The 16,169-nt window shown below is 62.8% G+C and carries 24 protein-coding genes; 3 read left to right on the forward strand and 21 right to left on the reverse strand.

Features of this window, described 5'->3' with window-relative positions; genetic code table 11:
• Nucleotides 1-46: 46 nt before the first annotated feature.
• Nucleotides 47-706, reverse strand: a complete 660-nt coding sequence (locus BLQ58_RS22425; RefSeq protein WP_092602178.1) for a c-type cytochrome — start codon at nucleotides 704-706, stop codon at nucleotides 47-49.
• A 327-nt stretch (nucleotides 707-1,033) separates the two neighbouring features.
• Here BLQ58_RS22425 and yihA point away from each other — a divergent pair, with 327 nt between their 5' ends.
• The 3 genes from yihA to BLQ58_RS22440 all read left to right on the forward strand — a co-directional run bounded on the left by yihA (nucleotide 1,034) and on the right by BLQ58_RS22440 (nucleotide 4,303).
• Nucleotides 1,034-1,717: a ribosome biogenesis GTP-binding protein YihA/YsxC gene (yihA, locus tag BLQ58_RS22430; RefSeq protein ID WP_092602180.1), complete on the forward strand. Its 684-nt coding sequence runs from the start codon at nucleotides 1,034-1,036 to the stop codon at nucleotides 1,715-1,717.
• Between the two features lie 286 nt (nucleotides 1,718-2,003).
• A complete protein-coding gene (gene hemB, locus BLQ58_RS22435) occupies nucleotides 2,004-3,002 on the forward strand; it encodes a porphobilinogen synthase (protein WP_092602182.1) in 999 nt (332 codons plus the stop codon).
• A gap of 17 nt (nucleotides 3,003-3,019) precedes the next feature.
• Nucleotides 3,020-4,303: a magnesium transporter CorA family protein gene (locus BLQ58_RS22440; protein ID WP_092602184.1), complete on the forward strand. Its 1,284-nt coding sequence runs from the start codon at nucleotides 3,020-3,022 to the stop codon at nucleotides 4,301-4,303.
• A 38-nt stretch (nucleotides 4,304-4,341) separates the two neighbouring features.
• Here BLQ58_RS22440 and dsbD read toward each other — a convergent pair whose 3' ends face one another.
• The 20 genes from dsbD to rplN form a co-directional block, all read right to left on the reverse strand.
• The gene (gene dsbD / locus BLQ58_RS22445; protein ID WP_254776065.1) at nucleotides 4,342-6,336 is read right to left on the reverse strand and encodes a protein-disulfide reductase DsbD; all 1,995 of its coding nucleotides are present in this window, start codon (nucleotides 6,334-6,336) and stop codon (nucleotides 4,342-4,344) included.
• A 29-nt stretch (nucleotides 6,337-6,365) separates the two neighbouring features.
• A complete protein-coding gene (gene cutA, locus BLQ58_RS22450; protein ID WP_092602188.1) occupies nucleotides 6,366-6,746 on the reverse strand; it encodes a divalent-cation tolerance protein CutA in 381 nt (126 codons plus the stop codon).
• A 100-nt stretch (nucleotides 6,747-6,846) separates the two neighbouring features.
• A complete protein-coding gene (rplQ, locus tag BLQ58_RS22455; protein WP_008642987.1) occupies nucleotides 6,847-7,242 on the reverse strand; it encodes a 50S ribosomal protein L17 in 396 nt (131 codons plus the stop codon).
• Nucleotides 7,243-7,400: 158 nt separating this feature from the next.
• A complete protein-coding gene (gene rpoA / locus BLQ58_RS22460; protein ID WP_066731234.1) occupies nucleotides 7,401-8,381 on the reverse strand; it encodes a DNA-directed RNA polymerase subunit alpha in 981 nt (326 codons plus the stop codon).
• Between the two features lie 175 nt (nucleotides 8,382-8,556).
• A complete protein-coding gene (gene rpsD / locus BLQ58_RS22465; RefSeq protein ID WP_092602190.1) occupies nucleotides 8,557-9,180 on the reverse strand; it encodes a 30S ribosomal protein S4 in 624 nt (207 codons plus the stop codon).
• 282 nt (nucleotides 9,181-9,462) lie between these two features.
• Nucleotides 9,463-9,864, reverse strand: a complete 402-nt coding sequence (gene rpsK / locus BLQ58_RS22470; protein WP_066731240.1) for a 30S ribosomal protein S11 — start codon at nucleotides 9,862-9,864, stop codon at nucleotides 9,463-9,465.
• Nucleotides 9,865-9,888: 24 nt separating this feature from the next.
• Nucleotides 9,889-10,254, reverse strand: coding sequence for a 30S ribosomal protein S13 (gene rpsM, locus BLQ58_RS22475; protein ID WP_011299299.1), 366 nt, complete (start codon nucleotides 10,252-10,254; stop codon nucleotides 9,889-9,891).
• Nucleotides 10,255-10,273: 19 nt separating this feature from the next.
• Nucleotides 10,274-10,390, reverse strand: coding sequence for a 50S ribosomal protein L36 (gene rpmJ / locus BLQ58_RS22480; protein ID WP_008642959.1), 117 nt, complete (start codon nucleotides 10,388-10,390; stop codon nucleotides 10,274-10,276).
• A gap of 31 nt (nucleotides 10,391-10,421) precedes the next feature.
• Nucleotides 10,422-10,640, reverse strand: a complete 219-nt coding sequence (infA, locus tag BLQ58_RS22485) for a translation initiation factor IF-1 (protein WP_019451035.1) — start codon at nucleotides 10,638-10,640, stop codon at nucleotides 10,422-10,424.
• Nucleotides 10,641-10,670: 30 nt separating this feature from the next.
• Entirely contained in the window at nucleotides 10,671-12,014 is a 1,344-nt protein-coding gene (secY, locus tag BLQ58_RS22490) for a preprotein translocase subunit SecY (RefSeq protein WP_092602192.1), read from the reverse strand.
• A gap of 49 nt (nucleotides 12,015-12,063) precedes the next feature.
• Nucleotides 12,064-12,498 carry a 50S ribosomal protein L15 gene (gene rplO / locus BLQ58_RS22495; RefSeq protein ID WP_008642954.1) on the reverse strand — a complete coding sequence of 145 codons (435 nt, stop codon included), beginning with the start codon at nucleotides 12,496-12,498 and terminating at the stop codon, nucleotides 12,064-12,066.
• A 19-nt stretch (nucleotides 12,499-12,517) separates the two neighbouring features.
• A complete protein-coding gene (gene rpmD, locus BLQ58_RS22500; protein ID WP_008642953.1) occupies nucleotides 12,518-12,700 on the reverse strand; it encodes a 50S ribosomal protein L30 in 183 nt (60 codons plus the stop codon).
• 10 nt (nucleotides 12,701-12,710) lie between these two features.
• Nucleotides 12,711-13,229 (reverse strand): 30S ribosomal protein S5, encoded by a 519-nt coding sequence (gene rpsE, locus BLQ58_RS22505; protein ID WP_066731242.1) that lies wholly within the window; start codon nucleotides 13,227-13,229, stop codon nucleotides 12,711-12,713.
• Between the two features lie 21 nt (nucleotides 13,230-13,250).
• Complete coding sequence (rplR, locus tag BLQ58_RS22510; protein WP_066731243.1) at nucleotides 13,251-13,607, reverse strand: 50S ribosomal protein L18; 357 nt, start codon at nucleotides 13,605-13,607, stop codon at nucleotides 13,251-13,253.
• A gap of 11 nt (nucleotides 13,608-13,618) precedes the next feature.
• On the reverse strand, nucleotides 13,619-14,152 hold the full coding sequence (gene rplF, locus BLQ58_RS22515) for a 50S ribosomal protein L6 (protein ID WP_092602194.1): 534 nt from the start codon (nucleotides 14,150-14,152) through the stop codon (nucleotides 13,619-13,621).
• 9 nt (nucleotides 14,153-14,161) lie between these two features.
• Nucleotides 14,162-14,557 carry a 30S ribosomal protein S8 gene (rpsH, locus tag BLQ58_RS22520; protein ID WP_019451029.1) on the reverse strand — a complete coding sequence of 132 codons (396 nt, stop codon included), beginning with the start codon at nucleotides 14,555-14,557 and terminating at the stop codon, nucleotides 14,162-14,164.
• A gap of 27 nt (nucleotides 14,558-14,584) precedes the next feature.
• Nucleotides 14,585-14,890 carry a 30S ribosomal protein S14 gene (gene rpsN, locus BLQ58_RS22525; RefSeq protein WP_008642942.1) on the reverse strand — a complete coding sequence of 102 codons (306 nt, stop codon included), beginning with the start codon at nucleotides 14,888-14,890 and terminating at the stop codon, nucleotides 14,585-14,587.
• A 9-nt stretch (nucleotides 14,891-14,899) separates the two neighbouring features.
• The gene (gene rplE, locus BLQ58_RS22530; protein ID WP_008642941.1) at nucleotides 14,900-15,442 is read right to left on the reverse strand and encodes a 50S ribosomal protein L5; all 543 of its coding nucleotides are present in this window, start codon (nucleotides 15,440-15,442) and stop codon (nucleotides 14,900-14,902) included.
• 25 nt (nucleotides 15,443-15,467) lie between these two features.
• Entirely contained in the window at nucleotides 15,468-15,776 is a 309-nt protein-coding gene (gene rplX / locus BLQ58_RS22535) for a 50S ribosomal protein L24 (RefSeq protein WP_066731247.1), read from the reverse strand.
• Nucleotides 15,777-15,785: 9 nt separating this feature from the next.
• Nucleotides 15,786-16,154, reverse strand: a complete 369-nt coding sequence (gene rplN, locus BLQ58_RS22540; protein ID WP_006576237.1) for a 50S ribosomal protein L14 — start codon at nucleotides 16,152-16,154, stop codon at nucleotides 15,786-15,788.
• Nucleotides 16,155-16,169 lie beyond the last annotated feature (15 nt).

Here is a 16,169-nt window from a genome sequence, read left to right on the forward strand (position 1 = left end):
GGTTCATCCCCCAAGGGATTCCCCGGACATGCAGGCCCGATACGACTTAACGGACGCCGGCGACGTAATCCGCCACCGCCTTGATCTCGGCATCCGACATCCTGGCGGTAATCGTGCTCATGACCGAATTGTTCTTTCGGGTGCCCTGGCGGAATGCCACCAGTTGCGCTTCGGTGTACTCGGAATACTGGCCTCCAATGCGCGGATACTGGGCCGGAATGCCGGCGCCGGTCGGTCCGTGGCAGCCAGCACAGGCCGGCACGCCCTTGGCGGCGATACCCCCGCGGTAGATCTTCTGGCCTTCCTCGATCGTCGTCTTGTTCTTGGCCGTGGCAGGCTTGAGCTGCTGCTTGGCCAGGTAGGCGCCGATGTCCTTCATGTCCTGGTCGCTCAACGCCTGGGCGTACAGCGACATGATGGGGTTGTCACGCGACTTGGCCTTGAAATCGGCGAGCTGCTTGTGAACGTAATCGCCCTGCTGGCCAGCCAACTTGGGATTGACGGCAGCCGTGCTGTTGCCGGCGGTGCCGTGGCAGGAGAAGCATGCCGGGACATTGCGATCGGGAACACCTTGCGTGTAAAGCGTCTCGCCCTTGGCGGGATCCGCCTTGGCGTGGGCCTGCTCTGCGGCAGATACCAGCCCTGTCATTGCGCCCAGCGGAACTGCCAGTGCCATGACTCCCAAAAGTTTCGCAATGCGGTTCATCCTTACACCTTGTCAGATTTTGTTATGAACACCGTAATGCATGCCGGTCGCCTTTATCCCCTGCCGGCGGTGAGGAGGCGCCATGGGGCAGGAGCTGGTAACGCGTATGCGCGACGTCCTATTCTTGATCGGGGACAATATTCCCGACCCAATTTCAGAGTTCGCCGATGACATCCGGCAAGGATGCCACACGTCACCCGCTCAGGAGACCGTAAACCGGGTTATTGTACAATAAATCGCTTTCCGGATTGACTTAGGTCAGTGTCTGTGGCGACGTCTGCACTGGCCTTTGCCAGGGCCCTGTCCGCCGGCTCAAAGTATTCACGCATGTCCCTTCTACAACAGGCCCGTTTCTTCAATACCGTCAACCATCTGCGCGACCTGCCGGCCACGGCGGTTCCCGAGGTGGCGTTCGCCGGGCGTTCCAACGCCGGCAAGTCGACGGCCATCAATACGCTGTGCAGCCAGAAACGGCTGGCGTTCTCGTCCCGCACGCCGGGCCGCACGCAGCATATCAACTTCTTCACCGTGGCCCCCGTCAAGGCGCCAGATCCGGTCGGATTCCTGGTCGACCTGCCGGGCTACGGCTACGCCGAGGTCTCGGGCAGCGCCAAGTACCACTGGCAAGGCCTGCTGTCCGACTACGTCCAGAGCCGCACCCAGCTGGCCGGGCTGATCCTGATGATGGACGCGCGCCGCCCGTTTACGGACCTCGATTGCCAGATGGTCGAGTGGTTCCTGCCCACCGGCAAGCCGATTCATGTGCTGCTGACCAAGGCCGACAAGCTGACCAATAGCGAAAACGCCACGGCATTGCGCGAAACGAAGCGGATGCTGGCCGACTATGCGGCCCAGATGGACAATCCGCCGGCCATGACCGCCCAGCTGTTCTCCAGCCTGAAGCGGCGCGGCATCGAGGAAGCCCAGCGCGTGGTGGCGGGATGGCTGGCATTGCCCGAGGCCCAGCCGCCCGCGGCACCCGAGGCGCCGGCTGGCGCCCCGCAGGCGTAGGTACGCCCGACTTCCATTCCTCCGCATCCGGACCGACCAAAAAAAAAGCCCCGTTGCAAGCAACGGGGACGAACTTTCCCACCGGTTCAGGGCGGGTACCCGCTCAGGGAGGAGTAGCGGGGGACACCGCGCTGCGCGAAGCAACACAGAGTGTCCGCGAGTATGATAGCGGGCACGCACAAAAGTTCTTTCTTCTTTTGGCGCACGCATTTCTTCATGGCCTGCAGCCCGCTGCGGTGACGTGCGCCACGCATCCGTCCACGACTTCTCCTCCCCCGATTCCGCTATGTCCACGTTTCCCGAGTACCGTCCCCGCCGCATGCGTCGCGATGACTTCTCGCGCCGCATGATGCGCGAGAACCGCCTGTCGCCCGATAACCTGATTTATCCGGTGTTCATCCTGGACGGCCAGAACAGGCGCGAGTCCGTGGCGTCGATGCCCGGTGTGGAGCGCGTATCGGTGGACCTGCTGCTGCCGGTGGCCGAAGACTGCGTAAAGCTGGGCATCCCGGTAATCGCGCTGTTCCCGGTCATCGATCCGTCGCTCAAGACGCCCGATGGCATCGAGGCCACGCGCGCCGAGGGTCTGGTACCCCGCGCCGTGCGCGCGCTGAAGGACCGCTTTCCCGAACTCGGGGTGCTGACCGACGTGGCGCTCGACCCGTACACCAGCCACGGCCAGGACGGCGTGCTGGACGACAACGGCTACGTGATCAACGACGTCACCGTCGACATCCTGGTCAGGCAGGCGCTGGTGCAGGCTGAAGTAGGCGTCGATATCGTCGCGCCGTCCGACATGATGGACGGCCGCATCGGCGCCGTGCGCGCCGCGCTGGAAGAGGCCAGCCACATCCACACGCGCATCATGGCCTACTCGGCCAAGTACGCGTCGGCCTTCTACGGCCCGTTCCGCGATGCAGTCGGGTCGGCCGCCAATCTGGGCAAGGGCAACAAGATGACCTACCAGATGGACCCGTCCAACACCGACGAGGCGCTGCGCGAAGTCGGCCAGGACATCATGGAAGGCGCCGACATGGTGATGGTGAAGCCGGGCATGCCGTACCTGGACATCGTGCGCCGCGTGAAGGACGAATTCCGCTACCCGACCTACGTCTACCAGGTCAGTGGCGAATACGCGATGCTGAAGGCCGCCGCCCAGAACGGCTGGCTGGACCACGACAAGGTCATGATGGAATCGCTGCTGGCATTCCGCCGCGCCGGCGCCGACGGCATCCTCACGTACTTCGCCCGCGATGCCGCACGCCTGCTGAAGGCCGCCGGCTGACCGGCCAACGCCGCCGCATGCAACTACTGGGCTTCTCGGCCAGCCAGGTACACCCGCTCGCGACGCTCGACGCCGCACGGGACTTTCTCTCCGGCAACGCCGCCGCGCGCTTTGTCTGGGCCGACTTTGCCACCGAGGAGGTGACGCCCGCGCCCGGCGCGTGGCGCGACCGCCTGGTGGCGCTGACCGGCGCGCCCATCCTCGACCTTCATCTGGCCGATGCCACCAACCCTGCGCATCCGTCGTTCTTCGACACGACCAATGCGTATGACATGGTGATCTTCCGCAAGCTGACCTTCGAGACCAGCCGGCAGTTTGCCGAGGCGGATGCCGCGCAGGCCGGCGGCGACACCGCCGCGCCGGTTGCGATGGCCGCCGCGCCGGCGGCCGCCCCGGTTGCAGGCACCGCCACGCCGCCGCCCATGGGCCCGGAAGCGGCACCGACGCCCGGCCCTCGCAAGGCCTCGCGCAAGTACCCGCCGGGCTTCCTGCCCGCGCTGGCGCGCATCGACACGCAGCCGGTGGCCTTTTTCGTATTCGACAACGTCCTGGTCACCGTGCGGCCATCGCCGTCTCGCACCATCGATCAGGTCAGGCAGCGGCTGCTGGACACCTGCGGCTCGCCGCAATCCGCACCGGCACGCGCCAATGGCGCTGCGTCGCTGATGCATGGCGTTCGCCCGCCCACGCGCCCGGAAGACCTGATGCTGCGGCTGCTGAACGCGGTGGTTGACCGCTACCTGGACCTGCGGACGCCGCTGACGCGTCAGCTAGACCGCTGGCAGCGCGCCCTGCTGAGCACCAGGCAGAGCTTTTCGAGCTGGGAAGGACTGCTTGACGCACGTATCCAGCTGCGCCGGCTTGAAAACCTGAGCGAGGAACAGCGCGACGCGTTGCAGGAATTCCGCGACAGCCTGCTGGACAACCGCTACAGCGCCGGCGACGGCGACCCCGGCGCGGCCAGCCGCGATGAAGTGCTGCTGGTGCGGCTGACCGACCTGATGGAGCACATCATGCGGGTTCTCGCGCACGCGCGGCGGCTTGAGGATTCGATCGAATCGGCCGTGCAGATCCACTTCTCGGCCGTGGCGCACCGCACCAACCGCACCATGCGGGCCCTGACGATCATCACAGCCCTGTTTATGCCGCTCACGCTGATTACGGGCGTGTTCGGCATGAACTTCGCCCGCATGCCGTGGCTGCAGGAGCCGAACGGGTTCTGGTGGTCGATCGGATTGATGGGCGGCGTGGTGGCCGCCATTGGTGGCATCTGGGCGCTGGGACGCTGGCTCGACCGATAGTCTCCGCCCGATCCGACGACGCCCCAGGGCGCGCTAACTCAGGTCTGGGGCGCCTTGCCGAACGCACGCTCCAGACTGTCCAGGAAGCGGTTCGCCGACTGATAGCCGATCACGCGAACCGGCCGCTCGCGGCCGTCCGCACCAAACAGGATGATTCCCGGCGGCCCAAACAGGCCGAATCGCTTCAATAGCGCCTTGTCGTCGGCATTGTTGGCCGTGACATCGGCCTGCAGCAGCACGACATTGGCCAGACGCGCCTTGACCTTGGCGTCGGGGAACGTCAGCTTTTCCATTTCCTTGCAGCTGACGCACCAGTCGGCATAGAAATCGAGCAACACCGGGCGGCCCGCCGCGGCGGCCTGCGCCACGCGTGCGTCCAGTTCGGCAACGCTTCGCACGCGTTCGAAACGGACGGCTGCGTCCTTGCCGGCTGCCCCTGCCGTCGACGCGCCTGGGAAGGTTCCGAGATGGGACAGCGGCTGCAGCGGATCGCGTCCACCGGAAGCCACGCCGACCATCTGGATGGCGCCCGCCAGCGCGGCAACCAGGCCCAGGCCCTTGCCCAGGCGCAACAACCCGCGCGGGTCGGGGCCGAGCGAGTCGAACGCCCCAAGATACACGGCCGCGACAATCAGCAAGGCTGCCCACGCGACCATCACCACCCACGCCGGGAGCACCGGCGTGACCATCCAGATCGCCACGCCAAGCAGCAGGAAGCCGAAGAATCGCTTGGTTGCCTCCATCCATTTGCCCGCGCGCGGCAGCAGGTTGCCTGCGCCGACGCCCACCAGCAATAGCGGCACGCCCATGCCCAGCGCCATGGCCAGCAGCGCTGCGCCGCCGGTCACGGCATCGCCGGTCTGGGCGATATAGGCCAGCGCGCCAGCCAGGGGCGCGGTCACGCATGGTCCGACGATCAGGGCCGAAATCGCCCCCATCGCCACGGCGCCAGCCACCTGGCCACCCTGCCTGCGGTTGGAAGACTGGGTCAACCGGGTCTGCCAGTGCTGCGGCAGCTGCAGCTCGTAGAGGCCGAACATCGACAGCGACAGGCCGATCATCAGCAACGCGAACAGACCCAGCACCCAGGGCGTTTGCAGCGCGGCGGACAGGCCTTCGCCGGCCAGTCCCGCGGCCACGCCGACGGCGGTATAGACCACGGCCATGCCCAGCACATAGGCCAGCGACACGACGAAAGCGCGGCCCCGCGTCACGTGCTCGCCGACCACGATCGACGACAGGATGGGCACCATCGGCAACACACACGGGGTGAAGGTCAGCAGCAGCCCGAGCCCGAAGAACAGCGCGCCGATCAGCGGCAGGTTGCGGCTGGCCAGCGCACCGGCGATACGGTCGTTTTCGTCGATTTGCGGACCGCGCACGGCGGGTGCCTCGCGCGGTTCGCCGGCCGGACTGTCCGCCTGGGGCGCGGCGGGCGTCGACCGTGCGGGCGCGCTGCGATCGCCGAATAGATTGCCCAGTGCCGACCCACCCACCTTGTAGATGCTCTCCATCGGCGGGTAGCACAGGCCCTTGTCCGCACACCCCTGCGAGGTCACCACAAGCGTCCAGCGGCCATCGGGCGGCGCCTGTTCGACGGGTACCTTGACGACGACGGCGCCGCGGTAGGTCTCCATGTCCTTGCCGAAGGTCTCGTCAAAATGCACCTTGCCCTGCGGCATGGCCGGGGTACCCAGCTTCACGCCAGCCGGTTGTGCGGCAAAGGCGAATCGCTCACGGTACAGGTAATAGCCGTCGGCCACATCGAATCGGACTTCGATGGTCTGGGGATCGACCTGCCTGGCGGCAAACTTGAACGCCTGTTCGGGCGGCAGGAAGTCGTCTTCCGACGCCGCACGGGCGCTGCCCCAGGTCACGAGACACACGAGGAATACCAGGGCGATTGCGACGATATGACGCAGCCCCGAACGCCCCGACGGACGTTCGCCCCACGCCGCACCGGGCAGTTGGCCGATGGCTGGCGTGGCACCGTCAAGCCACGTTCCGTTTCCGCTGATCCCCGTCATTCCCATGAGTTGTTCCGATACATGTTGTTCTGGCTTCAGGACTGGGTGGCGGCCCCGCTGGCTTCCGCGCGGACCCAGCCCAGATAGGCGGGCAGCCCCGCCGCCAGCGGCCACGCAATCAGTTCTGGCACGTCGTAGGGATGCTCGGCGCGGATCACGGCTTCCAGCGCCGCGTACTGGCCCTGCGTGGTCTTGATCAGCAGCGGCCATTCCTGCGCCTGTTCGAGCTTGCCTTGCCACCAGTACTCGGACTGGCACGGCGCCAGCCGGTTCACGCAGGCCGCGACCCGGGCTTCCAGGACGGCCCGTGCCACCCGCGCCGCCGACGCCTCGTCAGGCAGGTTGGTCATCGCCATCCAGACCGATTCTGCCGGGTCCGGGCACGTCGCGCTATGGGAGGAATCTGAACAAGTCATGCGTGGATAGGGGCACAAAACAAAAGAGCCAGGCAGAAGCCTGGCTCGATTGTAGTGCTGTGTCCGATAACCCGTCAGCGGGGACGGGCTCGGTCATCACTTATTCCGCAGCTTCTTCAGCCGGGGCTTCGGTGATTTCCGGACGGTCCACCAGCTCGACCAGCGCCATCGGCGCGTTGTCGCCCTGACGGAAGCCGAACTTCAGGATACGGGTGTAGCCGCCCGGACGGGTGGCGTAACGCGGGCCCAGTTCGGTGAACAGCTTGGTGACCATGTCGCGGTCGCGCAGACGGGCGAAAGCCAGACGACGGTTGGCAACGGTGTCCTTCTTGGCCAGCGTGATGAGCGGCTCGACAACCTTGCGCAGTTCCTTGGCCTTGGGCAGGGTGGTCTTGATCAGCTCGTGCTGGAACAGCGAGTTGGACATGTTGCGCAGCATCGCGAGACGGTGCGACGAGGTGCGGTTCAGTTTCCGCAGACCATGACGGTGACGCATGATGATTCCTTTCGATTACAGTGTTTGACCAGCTCTTCTATCGCCTTGGCCAGCTGGAAGCGGGCTCGGGCGCGGGCCGGTAGTGCTACGGTGCCACGGGCGGAATTGCCTGTGGCGCGTTGACAGTGGAGCGGCCTTTCGACGGCTCCACCCGCCAATTACTTCTCCAGACCTGCAGGCGGCCAGTTCTCGAGCTTCATGCCGAGCGTCAGGCCACGCGAAGCCAGGACTTCCTTGATCTCGTTGAGCGACTTGCGACCCAGGTTCGGGGTCTTGAGCAGTTCGTTCTCGGTACGCTGGATCAGGTCGCCGATGTAGTAGATGTTTTCGGCCTTCAGGCAGTTGGCCGAACGCACCGTCAGCTCGAGGTCGTCCACCGGGCGCAGCAGGATCGGATCGATCTGCGGAGCGCGGCTCGAAGCAGCCTCGGCGGCCGACTCGGTGCCTTCCAGCGCAGCAAACACCGACAGTTGGTCAACCAGGATACGGGCCGACTGGCGAATCGCTTCCTCCGGCGAGATCACGCCGTCGGTTTCGATGTTCATCACGAGCTTGTCCAGATCGGTACGCTGTTCCACACGCGCCGATTCCACGGCGTACGAAACACGGCGGACCGGCGAGAACGAGGCGTCCAGCACGATGCGGCCGATCACCTTGCCCGACTCGTCGCCGAACTTGCGCACGTTGCCCGGCACGTAACCACGGCCTTGTTCGACCTTGATCTGCATGTCGAGCTTGCCGCCTGCGGACAGGTGGGCAATGACGTGACCCGGATTGATGATCTCGACATCGTGCGGCAGCTCGATATCGGCTGCCGTGACCACGCCTTCGCCATCCTTGCGCAGCGACACCGTGACTTCGTCGCGGTTGTGCAGCTTGAAGACCACGCCCTTCAGGTTGAGGAGCAGGTTGACGACGTCTTCCTGCACGCCATCGATGGTGGAATACTCGTGGACGACCCCAGCGATCGTGACCTCAGTCGGCGCATAGCCGACCATCGACGACAGCAGGACGCGACGCAGCGCGTTACCAAGCGTATGCCCGTAACCACGTTCAAACGGCTCCATCACGACTTTGGCGTGGTGGTCGCCCAGCGGTTCGACGGCGATGATTTTTGGCTTGAGGAGTGCTGTTTGCATTAGGTTGTCCTTTTCAATACCCTCGGCTCGTTACACCGATAAGGCTGACGTTTGGAACCTGAGAAAACCCATCGCATGATGGGCAATAAGCCCGGCGCGCCGCGTGGCGCACCGGGCTGAAAGCGAAGCCTTGTGGATAAGGCAAGCGCTGAACCGTTCGAATCTCGGTCCGCGATTAACGCGAATACAGTTCGACGATCAGGCTTTCGTTGATGTCGCCCGAAATATCGGCGCGATCCGGAGCCTGCTTGAACGTGCCTTCGAACTTCTTGGCATCCACGTTCACCCAGGTCGGGAAGCCCGACTGCTCGGCCAGCGACAGGGCCTCGGCGATACGAACCTGCTTCTTCGACTGTTCGCGGATCGACACGATGTCACCAGCCTTGACCTGGGCCGACGGCACGTTCAGCGGCTGACCGTTCACCAGGATCGCCTTGTGCGAAACCAGCTGGCGCGCTTCGGCGCGGGTCGAGCCGAAGCCCATGCGGTACACGACGTTGTCCAGGCGCGATTCCAGCAGTTGCAGCAGCTTCTCGCCGGTGTTGCCCTTGCGGCGGTCGGCTTCAGCGAAGTAGCGGCGGAACTGACGCTCCAGCACGCCATAGATGCGCTTGACCTTCTGCTTTTCGCGCAGCTGGTTGCCGTAGTCGGACGTACGGGCACCCGAGGTGCGGCCGTGCTGGCCCGGCTTGCTGTCCAGCTTGCACTTGTCGGCCAGCGAGCGACGTGCGCTCTTCAGGAACAGATCGGTGCCTTCGCGGCGGGAAAGTTTGGCCTTCGGGCCGGTATAACGTGCCACTTTATCTTCCTTTGATCGATCGCGGCGCCATCAGGACGCGCCGCGAGTCCGTCACCTGTCGTGACGGACGGTGGGCTTATGGTTCTTCATCCGCAATGACCAAGGCCACGCGGAGGCAACGCAAAAGCATGATGAACATCGCCCTTGCCGAGGCGGCAGCCTCAAGACGCGGACGCAAAACGAAAGCCCGCCGCAAAAAATTGCAGCAGGCCAACGCGGGATACTACCACAACCCGGAGATACGGGGTAAGACCCTGATCGTATCCCCGGCAAGCCTCGCGCTTAGATACGGCGGCGCTTCGGCGGACGGCAGCCGTTGTGCGGCACCGGCGTCACGTCTTCGATCACCGAAATCTTGATGCCCAGCGCGTTCAGCGCACGGACAGCCGATTCGCGACCCGGGCCCGGGCCCTTGATGCGCACTTCCAGGTTCTTGATACCCTGGTCTTGCGCAACGCGGCCGGCGTTCTCGGCGGCAACCTGGGCTGCGAACGGGGTCGACTTGCGCGAACCCTTGAAGCCCTGGCCACCAGCGGTCGCCCACGACAGGGCGTTGCCCTGACGGTCGGTGATCGTGATGATGGTGTTGTTGAACGAAGCGTGGACGTGCGCAATGCCGTCGGCAACGTTCTTCTTGACCTTCTTACGCGCGCGCTGGGCGGCGTTATTCGGACCTTTTGCCATTCGTCTATTCCTCTGCCTTCGGCTTTACTTCTTCAGTGCCACGCCGGCCTTGCGCGGACCCTTACGGGTACGGGCGTTGGTGCGGGTACGCTGGCCGCGGAGCGGCAGACCTTTGCGGTGACGCATGCCACGATAGCAACCAAGGTCCATCAGACGCTTGATGTTCATCGTGGTTTCACGACGCAGGTCACCCTCGACCGTGACCTTGCCCACTTCGTCACGAAGCTTTTCCAGGTCGGCGTCGGTCAGATCCTTGACCTTCTTGTCAAACGGTACACCGGTGGCCTCGCAAATCTTGCGGGCGCGCGAGCGGCCGACACCATAAATAGCCGTCAGGCCGATTTCGGTGTGCTTGTGGTTCGGGATGTTAACCCCTGCGATACGTGCCATTCGTCAATCCTCTTTCCGATTAGCCTTGGCGTTGCTTGTGGCGGGGATCCGACGAGCAGATCACGCGCACGACACCGTTGCGCTTGATGATTTTGCAGTTGCGGCAAATGCGCTTAACAGAAGCCAGCACTTTCATGATTTTCCTCTTCCTTCAATTCCAGTTCGCTTCACTTCGTCCGGAAGACGATACGTGCGCGAGACAGATCATATGGAGTCAGCTCAACCGTCACCTTGTCACCCGGAAGAATCCGGATGTAGTTCATTCGCATCTTGCCGGAGATATGGCCTAGTACTACGTGGCCGTTCTCCAACTTGATGCGGAACGTCGCGTTGGGGAGATTTTCCAGGACCTCCCCGTGCATCTGGATGACGTCGTCTTTTGCCATACCTGGTGCCCGCCCCGACCCCAGCTTTCGTTAGCGCAAGGTCAGGTTACCCTTGAAATTCGCCTTCTTCAGCAGCGACTCGTACTGCTGCGACATGACATAGGACTGTACCTGTGCCATGAAGTCCATCGTGACGACCACGATGATCAGCAGCGAGGTTCCGCCGAAATAGAACGGAACGTTCCAGCGCAGCACCAGGAATTCCGGCAACAGGCAGACCAGTGTGATGTAAATCGCACCAGCCAGCGTCAGGCGCACCAGGATCTTGTCGATATAGCGCGTCGTTTGCTCGCCCGGACGGATGCCCGGAATGAAGGCTCCACTTTTCTTCAGGTTGTCTGCCACTTCCCGGCTGTTATAGACCAGAGCCGTATAGAAGAAGCAGAAAAATACAATCGCAGTCGCATACAGCAGGATGTAGACCGGCTGGCCCGGCGACAGCGTGGCAGCCAGGTCCTTGATGAACCGGCCAACCGCACCCGTCGAGTCAGACGTGAACCAGCCTGCAATCGTCGCCGGGAACAGGATGATCGACGATGCAAAGATCGGCGGAATCACCCCTGCCATGTTCAGCTTCAGCGGCAGGTGCGACGACTGACCGCCGTACACCTTGTTGCCGACCTGACGCTTGGCATAGTTCACCAGGATCTTGCGCTGGCCACGCTCGATAAACACCACGGCGTAGGTCACACCAGCCACGATCGCCACGATCAGGATCGCCGCGATGATGCTCATGGAACCCGTACGGACCAGTTCGAACAGTCCGCCGATCGCATTGGGCAGGCCCGCCGCGATACCACCGAAGATGATGATCGAAATACCGTTGCCCAGACCGCGCTCGGTAATCTGCTCACCCAGCCACATCAGGAACATCGTGCCGGTCACCAGCGTGATTACCGCCGTGGCCCGGAACATCAGACCCGGATCAATAACCAGCCCTGGTTGCGACTCCAGCGCCACCGCAATCGACAACGCCTGGAACGTGGCCAGAACCACGGTGCCGTAGCGTGTGTACTGCGTAATCTTCCGTTGCCCCGCCTGCCCTTCCTTCTTCAACGACTCCAGCTGCGGCAGCACGATCGTCAGCAACTGCATGATGATCGACGCCGAGATGTACGGCATGATGCCGAGCGCGAAGACGGTAAAGCGCGACAGCGCACCGCCCGAGAACAGGTTGAACATCCCGAGGATGCCACCCGACTGACTCTGGAAAAGCTTCGCAAGCTGGTCCGGATCGATTCCCGGCACCGGAATATGTGCACCGATGCGGTAGACGATCAGGGCCAGCACCAGGAACATCAGCCGGCGCTTGAGATCGCCGTACTTAGCCGTGTTCCTGGCCTGCGCGCTTGCATTGGGTTTCGCCGTGGCCAAACGATGCTCCGACTGTGACTTCGCCTATGCTGCGAATGCTACTGCGTAATTACGCTTCGATCTGGCCGCCAGCGGCTTCGATCGCAGCCTTGGCGCCAGCGGTGGCGCCCAGACCCTTGATCGTCACCTTGCGGGACAGTTCACCAGCCTTGATGACCTTTGCGCTCTTGACCAGCTCGCCCACCAGGCCAGCTTGCTTCAGGACCAGCAGGTCCACTTCGGCAGCTTCCAGGCGTTCGATGTCGCGCAGGGTCACTTCAGCGGTGAAGGCCTTGGTCAGCGAGGTAAAACCACGCTTCGGCAGGCGACGATACAGCGGCATTTGACCGCCTTCGAAGCCAACCTTGTGGAAGCCGCCCGAACGCGACTTCTGACCCTTGTGACCACGACCAGCCGTCTTGCCCAGGCCGGAGCCGATACCGCGGCCGACGCGACGCTTGGCGTGCTTCGAACCGTCGGCCGGTTTCAGGTTGTTCAGTTGCATGTTGCTCTCCGAGTCCCGATCAGGCCAGAACCTTGACCAGGTACGAGACCTTGTTGATCATGCCGCGCACGGCGGGCGTGTCCTGCAGCTCCGAAACGGAGTTCAGGCGACGCAGGCCCAGGCCACGTACGGTGGCGCGATGATCCTCGCGCGTACCGATCAGGCTACGCACGAGCTGCACTTTTACGGTTTTCTGCGACATTTCGTTCACCTTAGCCGAGGATGTCTTCGACCGACTTGCCACGCTTGGCGGCGATCTCGCCCGGCGTGCTCATCTTGGTCAGACCATCGATGGTGGCGCGAACCATGTTGTACGGGTTCGTCGAACCGTGCGACTTGGTCACAACGTTCGTCACACCCATCACTTCGAAGATCGCGCGCATCGGACCACCAGCGATCACGCCGGTACCTTCCTTGGCGGGCATCATCAGCACCTTGGCGGCGCCGTGACGGCCAACAACTTCGTGTTGCAGCGTGCCGTTCTTCAGCGAGACCTTGACCATCTTGCGACGGGCTTCGTCCATTGCCTTCTGCACGGCCACCGGAACTTCCTTGGCCTTGCCCTTGCCCATGCCGATGCGGCCATCGCCGTCACCAACCACGGTCAGCGCAGCGAAACCGAGGATACGGCCACCCTTCACCACCTTGGTGACACGGTTGACCGAGATCATCTTCTCGCGGAGGCCGTCGTCGCGTTCGTCCTGTTGGACTTTTGCTTGCATCTTTGCCATGACGTATCTCTCTTTGAGCGCTTAGAACTTGAGGCCGGCTTCACGCGCGGCGTCAGCCAGGGCCTTCACGCGGCCGTGGAAGCGGAAGCCACCACGATCGAACGCGACGGTTTCCACGCCAGCTGCCTTTGCCTTCTCGGCAACGCGCTTGCCCACCAGGGTGGCGGCGGCAACGGTAGCACCGCTGCCAGTCAGTTCCTTGCGCACTTCTGCCTCGGCGGTCGAAGCCGAAGCCAGCACTTGCGTGCCGCACGGCGAGTACACCTGAGCGTAAATATGCGTATTCGTACGGAACACGGTCAGACGATTGATCTTCAATTCCGCGATTTTCGCGCGGGTCTGACGTGCACGGCGCAAACGAGCGTCTTTCTTGTTCATCTCTGGACCCCTTACTTCTTCTTGGTTTCCTTCAGGATGACGCGCTCGTCAGCGTAGCGAACACCCTTGCCCTTGTAGGGCTCGGGCGGACGGTACGCGCGGACTTCCGCGGCAACCTGACCGACTTTCTGCTTGTCAGCACCCTTGATCACGATTTCGGTCTGCGTCGGCGTTTCGGCCTTCACGCCTTCCGGCATTTCGTGAATCACGTCGTGCGAGAAACCAAGCTGGAGTTTCAGCGCGGAACCTTGCAGCTGAGCGCGGTAACCCACGCCAACCAGGTTCAGCTTGCGCTCGAAACCGGTGGTCACGCCCTTGACCATGTTTGCCGCCAGGGCGCGCATGGTGCCTTGCAGGGCGTTTGCTTCACGCGATTCGTCAGCCGGTTCGAAAGTCAGCGTGCCATCGGCAACGTTGGCCTTCACGAGGCTGTGAATCGGCTGCGTCAGCGTACCGAGCGGGCCCTTAACGGAGAGCACGCCAGCCGCCACATTTACTTCCGCGCCTTTCGGCAGCGCGATGGGAGCCTTACCTACACGGGACATGTTTGCTCCTTACGCGACGTAGCAGAGAACTTCGCCGCCCACGCCAGTGGCACGTGCCTTGCGGTCGGTCATCAGACCCTGCGGGGTCGAGATGATCGCCACACCCAGGCCGTTCATCACTTGGGGGATGTCGCTGCGGCCCTTGTACACGCGCAGACCGGGCTTCGAAACGCGCTCGATGCGCTCGATCACCGGACGGCCGGCGTAATACTTCAGACCAATGGTCAGTTGCGCCTTGCCGCCATCTTCCTGAACCGAGTAGTCGTCGACGTAGCCTTCATCCTTCAGGACTTTGGCGATCGCAACCTTCAGTTTGGACGAGGGCATGACCACCGACGCCTTCTGCACGCCCTGGGCGTTGCGAATGCGCGTCAGCATATCGGCGATAGGATCGCTCATGCTCATACTGTTTCTCCTGTAGCCTGTGCGTAATTACCAGCTGGCTTTCGTCAGACCCGGGATTTCGCCCTTGAAGGCGATTTCGCGGATCTTGTTACGCGCCAGGCCAAACTTGCGGAAGGTACCGCGGGGACGACCGGTGATCGCGCAGCGGTTACGCTGGCGAGTCGGGTTAGCGTTGCGCGGGAGCTTCTGCAGCTCGAGACGCGCCAGATAACGCTCTTCTTCCGACTTTTCTTGGTCGTCAATAATGGCCTTGAGGTTTGCGCGCTTGTCGGCGTACTTCGCCACGAGCTTTGCGCGCTTCTTCTCACGTTCAATCAGAGCCAGTTTAGCCACGGTTACCCCTTAATTACGGAACGGGAACTTGAACGCGTTCAGGAGAGCCTTGGCTTCCTCGTCGTTCTTAGCCGTCGTCGTGATGCTGATGTTCAGACCACGCAGTGCGTCGATCTTGTCGTACTCGATTTCGGGGAAAATGATCTGCTCTTTCACACCGATGTTGTAGTTGCCACGACCGTCGAACGATTTGCCCGACACACCACGGAAGTCACGCACGCGCGGCAGGGCCACGGTCACGAAACGGTCCAGGAATTCGAACATACGCTCACCGCGCAGGGTCACCATCGCGCCGATGGGGTAGCCCTGACGGATCTTGAAGCCGGCGATGGCCTTCTTGGCCTTCGTCACAACGGGCTTCTGACCGGCGATCTTGGTCAGGTCACCGACTGCCAGTTCAATGACCTTCTTGTCATTGATCGCTTCGCCCAGGCCCATGTTCAGGGTGATCTTGGTGAAACGCGGCACTTCCATGACCGACTTGTAGCCGAACTGCTTCATCAGCGCCGGCACAACCTGTTCTTTGTAAAACTCTTGCAGACGTGCTGTCATGCTCAACTCCTATCTGTGCCCAGAATCAAGCGGCCAGGACGGCACCGGTCGTCTTCAGCACGCGCACGCGCTTGCCGTCTTCGACCTTGATACCGACACGCGACGGCTTGCCATTGGCATCCACGAGCGCAACGTTGGAAATATGCAGCGGCATCAGCTTGTCGACCACGCCACCGGTGGTGCCCAGCATCGGGTTCGGGCGAGCGTGCTTCTTGGCAACGTTCACGCCTTCAACCACGACCTTGTCGCCTTGCACTGCCTGGACGGCACCGCGCTTGCCCTTGTCCTTGCCGGTCAGCACGATGACTTCGTCGCCTTTGCGAATCTTGTTCATGGCGGCTCCTTACAGCACTTCCGGAGCGAGCGACACGATCTTCATGAATCGCTCGGTACGGAGTTCACGAGTCACCGGCCCGAAGATACGGGTGCCGATCGGCTCGAGCTTGTTGTTCAGCAGTACGGCGGCATTGCCGTCGAACTTGACGAGCGAACCGTCAGCGCGGCGCACGCCCTTGGCGGTACGCACGACGACTGCGTTATAGATGTCGCCCTTCTTCACGCGACCGCGCGGCGCTGCGTCCTTCACGGTCACCTTGATGATGTCGCCCACGCTCGCGTAGCGGCGCTTGGACCCACCCAGTACCTTGATGCACAGCACTTCGCGCGCACCGGTGTTATCGGCCACTTCGAGCCGGCTTTCTGTCTGAATCATGGTGTTATCTTCCCA

Origin of the sequence: Ralstonia sp. 25mfcol4.1, assembly GCF_900104095.1 — a bacterium.
Classification (GTDB): domain Bacteria; phylum Pseudomonadota; class Gammaproteobacteria; order Burkholderiales; family Burkholderiaceae; genus Cupriavidus.